Source organism: Enterobacteriaceae bacterium ESL0689, assembly GCA_029433525.1.
Taxonomy (GTDB): domain Bacteria; phylum Pseudomonadota; class Gammaproteobacteria; order Enterobacterales; family Enterobacteriaceae; genus JAQTIF01.
The window spans coordinates 1,066,828-1,078,219 of the sequence record JAQTIF010000001.1 but is presented as its reverse complement, the minus strand read 5'-3'; the positions used below and the strand labels follow the sequence as shown (position 1 = coordinate 1,078,219).

Below are 11,392 nucleotides of genomic sequence, written 5' to 3'. Positions count from 1 at the left end.
TTCGCTTTGAGAGACCCGGACACACTTCTTCGTGTGTCCTCTTTCAATTTTCAGCTTGATCCAGTTTGTTAAAGAGCAATATATTTCACAAATGACCTCCCGGCCATCTCTGAAATACAGTCCGGCTGTGCCTTTCACCCACAACCCGCAAGTGGCGTCCCCTGGGGGATTCGAACCCCCGTTACCGCCGTGAAAGGGCGATGTCCTGGGCCTCTAGACGAAGGGGACTCTCTGTCTCGTTCGCAAGACGCCTTGCTCAATCTCTCGTCAGACAATCTGTGTGAACACTTCAGAAATCCAGAACCCTCAGTTTAAGGAGGTGATCCAACCGCAGGTTCCCCTACGGTTACCTTGTTACGACTTCACCCCAGTCATGAATCACAAAGTGGCAGGCGCCCCCCTTTCGGTTAAACTACCTGCTTCTTTTGCAACCCACTCCCATGGTGTGACGGGCGGTGTGTACAAGGCCCGGGAACGTATTCACCGTGGCATTCTGATCCACGATTACTAGCGATTCCGTCTTCGTGGAGTCGGGTTGCAGACTCCAGTCCGGACTACGACGCACTTTATGAGTTCCGCTCACCCTCGCAGGCTCGCCTCCCTTTGTATGCGCCATTGTAGCACGTGTGTAGCCCTGGTCGTAAGGTATGATGACTTGACGTCATCCCCACCTTCCTCCAGCTTTTCACTGGCAGTCTCCCCTGAGTTCCCGGCCAAACCGCTGGCAACAGAGGATAAGGGTTGCGCTCGTTGCGGGACTTAACCCAACATTTCACAACACGAGCTGACGACAGCCATGCAGCACCTGTCTCACAGCTCCCGAAGGCACCCCTCCATCTCTGGAAGGTTCTGTGGATGTCAAGACCAGGTAAGGTTCTTCGCGTTGCATCGAATTAAACCACATGCTCCACCGCTTGTGCGCCCCCCGTCAATTCATTTGAGTTTTAACCTTGCGGCCGTACTCCCCAGGCGGTCGATTTATCGCGTTTGCTTCGAAAGCCACTCCTCAACGGGAACAACCTCCAAATCGACATCGTTTACAGCGTGGACTACCAGGGTATCTAATCCTGTTTGCTCCCCACGCTTTCGCACCTCAGCGTCAGTCTTCGTCCAGTAGCCGCCTTCGCCACCGGTATTCCTCCAGATCTCTACGCATTTCACCGCTACACCTGGAATTCCACCCCCCTCTACGAGACTCCAGCCTGTCAGTTTCAAATGCTGTTCCCGGGTTAAGCCCGGGGATTTCACATCTGACTTAACACACCGCCTGCGTGCCCTTTACGCCCAGTTATTCCGATTAACGCTCGCACCCTCCGTATTACCGCGGCTGCTGGCACGGAGTTTGCCGGTGCTTCTTCTGCGGATAACGTCAAAATGAAAGTGTATTAAACTTCCATCCTTCCTCACCGCTGAAAGTACTTTACAACCCGAAGGCCTTCTTCATACACGCGGCATGGCTGCATCAGGGTTTCCCCCATTGTGCAATATTCCCCACTGCTGCCTCCCGCAGGAGTCTGGACCGTGTCTCAGTTCCAGTGTGGCTGGTCATCCTCTCAGACCAGCTAGGGATCGTCGCCCAGGTGAGCCATTACCTCACCTGCAAGCTAATCCCGTCTGGGCACATCCGGTGGCGTGAGGCCATAAGGTCCCCCACTTTGGTCTTCCGACATTATGCGGTATTAGCTACCGTTTCCAGTAGTTATCCCCCTCCACCAGGCAGTTTCCCAGACTTTACTCACCCGTCCGCCACTCGTCAGCAAAGCAGCAAGCTGCTTCCTGTTACCGTTCGACTTGCATGTGTTAGGCCTGCCGCCAGCGTTCAATCTGAGCCATGATCAAACTCTTCAATTCAGGTCTGATCGCTCGTGAATTAAACTTCGTAAATGAATTACGTGTTCACTCAGAGACTTTTTAAATTTGCTTGACCGTCACCGACGGTCAGGCTCTGTCTTCCTGAGTGCCCACACAGATTGTCTGACTGATTGTTAAAGAGCGGTACTTCAATGAAGCGGGCGCATATAATACTCTCATGCGCTTCAGAGTCAAGTGTTTTTTTCACTTCCCCTGCCTGATTCCCGGTGGATTCGCTCCGTTATTCCGGGTCAGTGGGGGCGTATTATAAGGCGGGAACGAGGAATAACAAGCGAAAAAACAGAATTTCACTGCAAATGTTCACCTTTTACTCATAAGGCTTATTTTTTCTGCTTTTTGATCGTTTCAGGCAGTTCCGCCAGGCTATTAAGCACCCAATCAGCGGCATTTTCCGCTGCCGGGGTGAGCGCTTTGCCCGTCCGTACCAATACCTTAGTACCAATATTTGCAGCGGCAGCCGCTTGCATGTCTTCAAGTTTGTCACCGACCATATAGGAAGCAGACATATCAATATGCAGATAATCCCGTGCCGAGAGAAACATCCCGGGCAGGGGTTTACGGCAGTCGCAAACCTGGCGATATTCTTCTACAACACCCTGGGGATGATGAGGGCAATAGTAGATACCGTCCAGGTCAATACCACGATCAGCTAACGACCAGTCCATCCACTCGGTCAGTGTGTTAAACTGTGCTTCGCTAAATTTACCACGCGCAATACCGGACTGATTTGTCACCAGTACCAGCATATATCCCATTTCTTTTAGTTGTCGCATGGCATCAATGACGCCATCGATAAATGTAAAATTGTCAATTTCGTAAACGTAACCATGATCAATATTAATCGTACCGTCACGGTCAAGAAAAACTGCAGGCGCTAACTTTGCCACCGTTCTGCTCCAGATAAAGGTAAATAGTGCTAGTATCGCATGTCTGCACAGGTAAGAAAGTGCTCAATGCATCATACCAGATTGATTTAGACGTCTGGATGCCTTAACATCCATTTTATTAACAGGCATTACTGCTATCAGAGATAAAAAATGCCATCGCTAATGGTTAAACGATAATAAAATAGCTGATGATTAAACTTTCTAATGTTACCAAAGTATTCCATCAGGGGGATCATACTATCCAGGCACTGAGTGATGTGAGTCTGCATGTTCCTGACGGAAAAATTTATGGCGTCATCGGGGCTTCTGGTGCGGGAAAGAGTACCTTGATCCGCTGTGTCAATCTGCTGGAACGTCCTACGCAAGGGAGTGTTGTGGTAAACGGTCAGGAGCTGACGACGCTGTCCGGGAAGGAGCTTACCCATGCACGTCGGCAGATTGGTATGATTTTCCAGTACTTTAATTTGTTATCATCGCGTACTGTTTTCGGTAATGTCGCTTTACCGCTGGAACTGGGGAATACGCCGAAAGCGGAAATCAAGCGCCGGGTATCAGAACTTTTAGATCTCGTCGGCCTGCGCGATAAGTATGATATTTATCCGGCAAATCTCTCTGGGGGTCAGAAACAACGTGTCGCCATTGCCCGTGCCCTGGCCAGTAATCCCAAAGTATTGCTGTGTGATGAGGCCACCAGCGCGCTCGATCCTGCCACGACCCGTTCTATTCTTGAATTATTAAAAGATATCAACCGTCATCTTGGCCTGACCATTCTGCTGATTACACATGAGATGGATGTAGTGAAGCATATCTGTGATTGTGTTGCCGTGATTAGCAATGGCCAGTTAATTGAGCAGGATACGGTCAGCGTTCTCTTCTCTCATCCCAAAACACCGCTGGCACAACAGTTTATTCAGTCTACGCTGCATCTGGATATTCCTGACGATTATCAGGCCCGGCTTAAACCCGACGCGCAACCTGATAGCATCCCTTTGTTGCGTATGGAATTTACCGGTCAGTCCGTCGACGCGCCACTGCTTTCAGAAATCGCGCGTCGCTTCAATGTAAATAACAATATTATCAGTGCGCAGATGGATTACGCTGGCGGTGTTAAATTCGGCGTCATGCTGGCTGAAATGCAAGGCGCGCAGCAGGATACGGCAGCGGCCATCGCCTGGCTGCAGGGGAACCACGTTAAAATAGAGGTACTGGGATATGTCTGAAGCGATGATTTGGCTATTTTTGCGTGGTATATGGGAAACACTGGCAATGACTTTTGTCTCAGGTTTCTTCGGTTTTGTGCTTGGGCTCCCCATCGGCGTGCTGCTGTATATTACCCGTCCAGGACAAATTATTGCTAATGCAAAGCTGTATCGTACACTTTCAGCGCTGGTCAATATTTTCCGCTCAATTCCTTTTATTATTCTGCTGGTATGGATGATTCCGTTTACCCGAATCATCGTGGGAACATCTATCGGTTTACAGGCTGCCATCGTACCACTCACTGTCGGCGCTACGCCCTTTATCGCCCGGATGGTAGAAAACGCCTTAATGGAGATCCCAACCGGGCTGATTGAAGCATCCCGCGCTATGGGCGCGACACCATTGCAGATTGTACGAAAAATTCTGCTGCCGGAGGCACTGCCAGGGCTGGTCAATGCTGCTACCATCACGCTGATTACTTTGGTCGGTTATTCTGCTATGGGGGGCGCAGTCGGTGCCGGTGGTCTGGGACAAATTGGCTATCAATATGGTTATATTGGCTACAATGCCACTATCATGAATGCCGTACTGGTACTATTAGTGATTCTGGTTTATTTAATCCAGTTTACCGGTGAACGCATCGCCCGGGTGGTCACTCACAAATAGCACGCCTGATGATATACAACACACATTTTACATGAAGAGAATAATATGACCTTTAATTTTAAAACTATTGCAGCAATCGGTACGTTAATCGGTTCCCTTGCACTGATGGGATGCGGCCAGGACGAAAAAGACCCTAATCATATTAAGCTCGGGATCATCGTTGGTGCGGAACAACAAGTGGCTGAAGTGGCGAAAAAAGTGGCGAAAGATAAATACGGCCTTGATATCGAGCTGGTGACTTTCAATGATTATGTTCTGCCCAATGAAGCATTAAGTAAGGGTGATATTGATGCTAACGCCTTTCAACACAAACCCTACCTTGATCAGCAAATTAAAGATCGTGGCTACAAGCTGGTTGCCGTCGGCAATACTTTTGTTTATCCCATCGCGGGTTATTCCAGAAAAATCAAATCACTGGGTGAGTTACAGCCTGGTGCACAAATCGCGGTACCCAACGATCCCACTAACCTCGGTCGTTCTTTGCTGTTATTACAGCAAGTTGGTTTGATTAAGTTAAAAGAGGGGGTGGGTTTATTACCAACCTCGCTTGATATCATCGAAAATCCGAAGAGCCTGAAAATTGTCGAACTGGAAGCGCCACAGCTGCCCCGTTCTCTGGATGATGCACAAATCGCTCTGGCAATCATCAATACCACTTATGCCAGCCAGGTTGGTATGACTCCAGCAAAAGATGGTATCTTTGTTGAAGGAAAAGACTCGCCTTACGTCAACCTGATCGCAGCGCGTGAGGATAATAAAGACGCTGAAAATATTAAAAAATTAGTTCAGTCTTATCAGAGTGATGAAGTCTATCAAGCAGCAGATAAAATCTTTAATGGCGGTGCCATGAAAGGCTGGTAATCTTTTTTCTTCTTCATATTTATGTAAGGCGGGCGTTATGCCCGTCTTGTTATTTATACAAACGCCTGATTCAATAACGTCTTATGCTTTTATCATTGAGGAAATCCTATGCGTGCTTTACTGCTCTGTTTATTAGCACTCGTGTCAGGTGGGTGTACCATATCAGACAGATTTCCTGCTGAATCTGAGCCAGAGACCACCGCATCTCCGGTCAAAAAAAAACCGATCAAACCGCATACCCGCTCGTCTTTTTCTTCCGTGCGTATTTACACCAATGCATACGAGCTAACGGGTACTCTCTTTCGTGAGCTCGGTGATGTGACCGGTGAATCATGCCAGGTTTCAAATCAGGACTCGCCACCCAATATTTCAACAGCACGTAAACGCCTGCAAATCAATGCAGCAAAAATAAAGGCCAATGCGGTTCTGTTACATCGCTGTGATGTCACCAGTGGTACACCTGGCTGCTACCGTCAGGCCGTTTGCCTCGGTTCAGCACTGGATATTTCAGTACGATGAAAACCTGTCAGTTATCACAAATAGGCGTTATTCGCTCACCTTATAAAGAAAAGTTTGCCGTTCCCCGCCAGCCTGGATTGGTAAAGCATGGCACGGGTGAACTTCATCTGCTGGCACCCTATAACCAGCTCAATACGGTACGGGGGCTGGAAAATTTTAGCCATTTATGGATATTGTTTATCTTCCATCATACGATGACTCAGGGCTGGCACACCACAGTACGTCCACCACGTCTCGGCGGTAATACGCGCATGGGAGTATTCGCCACGCGTTCGACTTTTCGTCCTAATCCTGTCGGTATGTCACTGGTTGAGCTAAAAAGTATTCACCACCAGAAAGGACAAGTGATCCTGAAGCTCGGAAGCCTGGATCTGGTTGATGGTACACCCGTTATTGATATCAAACCTTATCTGCCTTTTGCTGAGGCGATACCCGATGCCAGCGCAGGTTATGCGCAACAAACACCGTCAGCCGTCATCGCCGTCAGTTTTACCCGTCATGTTGAAGCACAACTATTAGCGCTGGAAGAGCAGTATCCCTGTATCAGGACGTTTATTATCGAAGTGTTGTCTCAGGACCCACGCCCCGCCTATCGTAAAGCAGAAAAAGAAGGAAAAAATTATGCCGTCCGCCTGCTCGATTTTAATCTCCACTGGCGGGTTGTCGCATCCGGTTTTGAAGTCTTTTCTCTTGATCCGTGCTAATTTTGTGTTCTTCTCTTTTGCCATCTTTACCACACTGGTAAACTAGGCCATTTTTCGTTTCAGACTGCACTGCCAGTCTGCATCGTTCGCCCAAATGGAATCGTAATACATGCGTACTAGCCAATATTTGCTCTCCACCCTGAAGGAGACGCCCGCCGACGCCGAAGTGGTCAGTCATCAGTTGATGCTACGTGCCGGTATGATCCGCAAGCTGGCCTCTGGGTTATACACCTGGTTGCCAACCGGTTTGCGCGTGCTGAAGAAAGTCGAAAATATCGTGCGTGAAGAGATGAATAACGCCGGCGCGATTGAGGTGTCAATGCCCGTCGTGCAACCTGCCGATTTATGGCAGGAAAGTGGCCGCTGGGAGCAGTATGGCCCGGAATTATTACGCTTTGTTGATCGTGGCGATCGTCCGTTCGTGCTCGGCCCAACCCATGAAGAGGTGATCACCGATCTTATCCGTAACGAACTAAATTCTTACAAACAGTTACCGCTGAATTTTTTCCAGATCCAGACAAAGTTCCGTGATGAAGTACGTCCTCGTTTCGGTGTCATGCGCTCACGTGAGTTCCTGATGAAAGATGCCTACTCTTTCCACACTTCGCAGGAATCACTCCAGGCGACTTACGATAAAATGTATGAAGCCTATAGCAAAATCTTTACCCGCATGGGACTTGATTTCCGCGCAGTACAGGCGGATACCGGCTCAATTGGCGGTAATGCTTCCCATGAATTTCAGGTGCTGGCACAAAGCGGTGAAGATGATGTTATTTTCTCTGATCGCTCTGATTATGCGGCGAATATTGAATTTGCCGAAGCGGTTGCACCCAAAACACCTCGCGCCAATGCCACTCAGCCCATGACGCTGGTTGATACACCAGACGCTAAAACGATCGCTGAGCTGGTTGCACAATTCAACTTGCCCGTAGAAAAAACAGTCAAAACATTACTGGTCAGGGCGACAGAAGCGTGTGGCTATCCGTTGGTTGCCTTACTGGTTCGCGGTGATCATGAACTGAATGAAGTCAAAGCCGAAAAGCTGCCATACGTTGCCAGCCCACTGACGTTCGCCAGTGAAGAGGAGATCCGCGCGATTGTGCAGGCAGGGCCTGGTTCACTGGGGCCGGTGAATATGCCACTTCCTGTCATTATCGATCGTACTGTCGCTGTCATGAGCGATTTTGCGGCTGGCGCGAATATTGATGGTAAACATTACTTCGGCATTAACTGGGATCGTGATCTGCCGACGCCACAGATTGCTGATATCCGTAATGTTGTCGCCGGTGATCCCAGTCCGGATGGCCAGGGCACCCTGTTGATTAAACGTGGTATTGAGGTCGGTCATATCTTCCAGCTCGGCACCAAATACTCACAGGCACTGAACGCCGCTGTTCAGGGTGAGGATGGCCGTAATCAGATCCTGACGATGGGCTGTTATGGTATTGGCGTGACTCGTGTCGTCGCTGCCGCTATTGAGCAGAACCACGACTCACGTGGTATTATCTGGCCAGATGCCATCGCGCCATTCCAGGTTGCTATTCTGCCGATGAATATGCATAAGTCATATCGTGTACAACAACTGGCGGAAAAACTGTATCACGAGCTACGTGCGCAAGGCATTGAAGTGCTGCTGGATGACCGAAAAGAGCGTCCTGGCGTGATGTTCGCCGATATGGAACTGATTGGTATACCGCATACCATTGTGCTGGGCGATCGCAATCTTGATAACAATGATATTGAATACAAATATCGCCGTGATGGTGAAAAGAAGCTGATTAAAACCGACGATATTGTTGATTACCTGCTGACAGCCATCAAAAAATAATCTTACTTCGGCGACAACAGCGTCTATCGGCGCTGTTGTCGCTGACTGACAAAGCTTCTGTTTAACTGTCGTTTTTATTTTGCCACAGTATCTGTATGCCCTCGCCGTTCTGTGCTGCCCCTTCACGGGTGACAAACACATCCTCTGCTGCGGCAATCAGCGTTTCACCATAAAACAGCAGGGGTGTGGTATCCCGGAGCCAGGGAGCGATGGCCAGCTCCTGCCAGATTTTTTTTAGTTTGCGCCCGCCATCACGGCCCATAATATGCAGATGACCACGCGCCCGAAAACGTACTGTTATGACTTCATCGCGACGTGGCACACGTATTTTCCCGCCAGCCCGTAGCACCAGTTGACCCAGCCCTTCCGGGAGCAACAATGGCTGCTGATTATTACGCCAGGGAAGAATCATTTCGCTCAGATCAGGTCTGTATTTCACCCACCACAACCGCTGTTGATAACGCCGCACGGTATAGTCACTGAGACGTAAACAGGGGGTCGCATCTTCCCGCGCCAGTGCCACTTCATGCCAGATACGCGCTGGCATCTCACGAGATGGCATCATTGCATGATGGGTGGCCAGCCAGCGCCGTAATAGCGCGGCGCGGCGCGCGGGACTCATATTAATCAGTGGAGAGATCATTAACGATCCATCTTCAGCCATCAGCTGAGCGAGATCCTGCGCCAGTAATTCATTCAGCAGTTGTTCCTGCTCACCACACAGGCTGGCACTACGGGCAACGGCTTCGCTAAAATGAGGCCAGCGGCTGTTGAGTTGTGGGATAACATGCAGGCGAAGAAAATTACGATCATAAATATCGTTCTGATTACTCTCATCCTCAATCCAGTGGAGATGATGTTTCTGCGCCCAGTGCTGTAACGTTGCGCGTCGGGTATCCAGTAGCGGACGCAATAATTGTGTGGCCGCAAAATCAGAACAGACTGCCATAGCTGACAAGCCGGTCGGCCCACTACCGCGTTTGAGTGCCAGAAGAAAAGTTTCGCATTGATCATCAAGATGTTGTGCCGTCACCAGTACCTCCCCTGGCAGGAGTACCTGACGAAAAACCTGATAACGCGCCTTACGAGCCTGCGCCTCTGTTCCCAGTCCTTCATCCGCTAAGGTGACATATTCCACCGATAACGGTACTTGCCATTGCTGGCAGATCTGCTGGCAATGCGCCACCCAGCTATCGGCATTTTTACTCAGGCCATGATGCACATGCACCGCCCGTAGTTGTATTGCGGGCATCTGCTGACGCCAGCATACCAGTTGATGTAGCAGTACCGTCGAATCCAGTCCACCACTGAATGCGACCAGGAACTGTCGATAATGGCGTAATGTTTGTGTGATATCTAGCTGTTTCATAAGGCTATCTATTCCAGACAGGCATTACCGTTGATATAACTCCAGCGGTAAACCATCGGGATCATAAAAAAAAGTAAAGTGTTTACCGGTCAGTGGATCGATCCGGAGAGGTTCACAAATCACACCATGTGCGGCAAGACAGGCCATTGAGACGGCGATATCCTCAACACTAAAGGCCAGATGACGCAATCCGCAAGCTTCCGGATAACTGTGGCGGGCCGGTGGTGACGGGAAAGAAAACAGCTCAATCATATACTCACCATTTAACGCCAGATCGCCTTTCCAGGAATCACGTTCTGCACGATAGCATTCGCTAAGCAAGGTGAAACCGAGCAGATCACAATAAAAAGCTTTGCTGCGCGTATAGCTGGTAGCAATGATCGCGATATGGTGAATACCTTTTAATCTCAACATGATCAGGTTTCCTTCTGTTGATTTTCGGTATTCACCCTTATAGAAATGATTTGTTCTCTATGACTAAAACCTTCAGCGCTGAAAAATAGCGCCAGGTTAATAGCGGAAAGAATCAGACATAGCCATAATTCATTAACCGTTGATAACGGCGGTTTAGTAGCGCTTCCTGACTCAGAGAATCAAGATCAGCCAAATCAGACAGCAGTTGTGCTTTCAGACTGGCGGCCATCTCTTGTGGATGACGATGTGCGCCTCCCAGCGGTTCAGGAATAATCGCGTCAATCAGCTTCAGCTCTTTCAGTCGTGGTGCAGTGATCCCCATTGCTTCTGCGGCCAGCGAGGCTTTATCAGCACTTTTCCACAGAATGGAGGCACAACCTTCCGGCGAAATAACGGAATAGGTGCTGTACTGTAACATATTAACTTTATCACCGACCCCAATAGCCAGTGCGCCCCCCGATCCACCTTCACCAATCACGGTACAGATAATCGGCACACTCAGGTGGGACATTTCCCGCAGATTATGGGCAATCGCTTCAGACTGGCCACGCTCTTCTGCGCCTACCCCAGGATAAGCACCAGGCGTATCAATAAACGTAATAATCGGCATATTGAAACGCTCAGCCATTTCCATCAGGCGCAGTGCCTTACGGTATCCTTCCGGTGCCGGCATGCCGAAATTACGACGAATTTTTTCTTTTGTTTCACGCCCTTTCTGGTGACCAATAATCATGACCGGACGGCCATCAAGGCGGGCGATACCCCCGACAATTGCTTTATCATCCGCAAAAGCACGATCACCCGCCAGCTCATCAAACTCATCGAAGGCCAGCTGGATATAATCAAGGGTGTAGGGACGCCGGGGATGACGCGCCAGTTGCGCGATTTGCCACGCCCCAAGATCGGCGAATATTTTGCGTGTCAGCTCAACGCTCTTGTCACGCAGACGATGTACTTCTTCATCGATATTAATATCCAGTTTCTCATCCTGGCGGCTGACCGCGGTCAGGGAATCGATCTTCGCTTCCAGCTCGGCAATCGGCTGTTCAAAATCAAGGAAATTCAGACTCAT

General features: G+C 49.5%; 10 protein-coding genes, 1 tRNA gene and 1 rRNA gene. 6 read left to right on the top strand and 6 right to left on the bottom strand.

The window, feature by feature from the left end; genetic code table 11:
* Positions 1 to 152 precede the first annotated feature (152 nt).
* The 3 genes from PT300_05350 to gmhB all read right to left on the bottom strand — a co-directional run bounded on the left by PT300_05350 (position 153) and on the right by gmhB (position 2,759).
* A tRNA-Glu gene (locus tag PT300_05350) sits at positions 153 to 228 on the bottom strand.
* An 84-nt stretch (positions 229 to 312) separates the two neighbouring features.
* Positions 313 to 1,851 (bottom strand): 16S ribosomal RNA (locus PT300_05345).
* Between the two features lie 341 nt (positions 1,852 to 2,192).
* Entirely contained in the window at positions 2,193 to 2,759 is a 567-nt protein-coding gene (gmhB, locus tag PT300_05340; protein ID MDF7680067.1) for a D-glycero-beta-D-manno-heptose 1,7-bisphosphate 7-phosphatase, read from the bottom strand.
* 188 nt (positions 2,760 to 2,947) lie between these two features.
* Between gmhB and metN the strand changes: the two genes are divergently transcribed.
* The 6 genes from metN to proS all read left to right on the top strand — a co-directional run bounded on the left by metN (position 2,948) and on the right by proS (position 8,537).
* The gene (gene metN / locus PT300_05335) at positions 2,948 to 3,979 is read left to right on the top strand and encodes a methionine ABC transporter ATP-binding protein MetN (GenBank protein MDF7680066.1); all 1,032 of its coding nucleotides are present in this window, start codon (positions 2,948 to 2,950) and stop codon (positions 3,977 to 3,979) included.
* Entirely contained in the window at positions 3,972 to 4,625 is a 654-nt protein-coding gene (locus tag PT300_05330) for a methionine ABC transporter permease MetI (protein MDF7680065.1), read from the top strand. Before metN ends, PT300_05330 begins: the two co-directional genes overlap by 8 nt.
* 45 nt (positions 4,626 to 4,670) lie before the next feature.
* A complete protein-coding gene (locus tag PT300_05325; GenBank protein MDF7680064.1) occupies positions 4,671 to 5,486 on the top strand; it encodes a MetQ/NlpA family lipoprotein in 816 nt (271 codons plus the stop codon).
* Positions 5,487 to 5,594: 108 nt separating this feature from the next.
* Entirely contained in the window at positions 5,595 to 6,005 is a 411-nt protein-coding gene (gene rcsF, locus PT300_05320; protein ID MDF7680063.1) for an Rcs stress response system protein RcsF, read from the top strand.
* Entirely contained in the window at positions 6,002 to 6,709 is a 708-nt protein-coding gene (gene tsaA, locus PT300_05315) for a tRNA (N6-threonylcarbamoyladenosine(37)-N6)-methyltransferase TrmO (protein ID MDF7680062.1), read from the top strand. Before rcsF ends, tsaA begins: the two co-directional genes overlap by 4 nt.
* A 109-nt stretch (positions 6,710 to 6,818) precedes the next feature.
* The gene (proS, locus tag PT300_05310) at positions 6,819 to 8,537 is read left to right on the top strand and encodes a proline--tRNA ligase (GenBank protein ID MDF7680061.1); all 1,719 of its coding nucleotides are present in this window, start codon (positions 6,819 to 6,821) and stop codon (positions 8,535 to 8,537) included.
* 61 nt (positions 8,538 to 8,598) lie between these two features.
* Here the strand turns inward: proS and tilS are convergent, their stop codons facing one another.
* The 3 genes from tilS to accA form a co-directional block, all read right to left on the bottom strand.
* Positions 8,599 to 9,906, bottom strand: a complete 1,308-nt coding sequence (gene tilS, locus PT300_05305; GenBank protein ID MDF7680060.1) for a tRNA lysidine(34) synthetase TilS — start codon at positions 9,904 to 9,906, stop codon at positions 8,599 to 8,601.
* A gap of 24 nt (positions 9,907 to 9,930) precedes the next feature.
* Positions 9,931 to 10,320, bottom strand: coding sequence for a VOC family protein (locus PT300_05300; GenBank protein MDF7680059.1), 390 nt, complete (start codon positions 10,318 to 10,320; stop codon positions 9,931 to 9,933).
* A 112-nt stretch (positions 10,321 to 10,432) separates the two neighbouring features.
* Positions 10,433 to 11,392 (bottom strand): acetyl-CoA carboxylase carboxyl transferase subunit alpha, encoded by a 960-nt coding sequence (gene accA / locus PT300_05295; protein ID MDF7680058.1) that lies wholly within the window; start codon positions 11,390 to 11,392, stop codon positions 10,433 to 10,435.

Bases quoted from the DNA above. Each gene is read 5' to 3' on its own strand.
- metN (MDF7680066.1), top strand. From the start codon at position 2,948: ATGATTAAACTTTCTAATGTTACCAAAGTATTCCATCAGGGGGATCAT.
- PT300_05330 (MDF7680065.1), top strand. From the start codon at position 3,972: ATGTCTGAAGCGATGATTTGGCTATTTTTGCGTGGTATATGGGAAACA.
- PT300_05325 (MDF7680064.1), top strand. From the start codon at position 4,671: ATGACCTTTAATTTTAAAACTATTGCAGCAATCGGTACGTTAATCGGT.
- rcsF (MDF7680063.1), top strand. From the start codon at position 5,595: ATGCGTGCTTTACTGCTCTGTTTATTAGCACTCGTGTCAGGTGGGTGT.
- tsaA (MDF7680062.1), top strand. From the start codon at position 6,002: ATGAAAACCTGTCAGTTATCACAAATAGGCGTTATTCGCTCACCTTAT.
- proS (MDF7680061.1), top strand. From the start codon at position 6,819: ATGCGTACTAGCCAATATTTGCTCTCCACCCTGAAGGAGACGCCCGCC.
- tilS (MDF7680060.1), bottom strand. From the start codon at position 9,906: ATGAAACAGCTAGATATCACACAAACATTACGCCATTATCGACAGTTC.
- PT300_05300 (MDF7680059.1), bottom strand. From the start codon at position 10,320: ATGTTGAGATTAAAAGGTATTCACCATATCGCGATCATTGCTACCAGC.
- accA (MDF7680058.1), bottom strand. From the start codon at position 11,392: ATGAGTCTGAATTTCCTTGATTTTGAACAGCCGATTGCCGAGCTGGAA.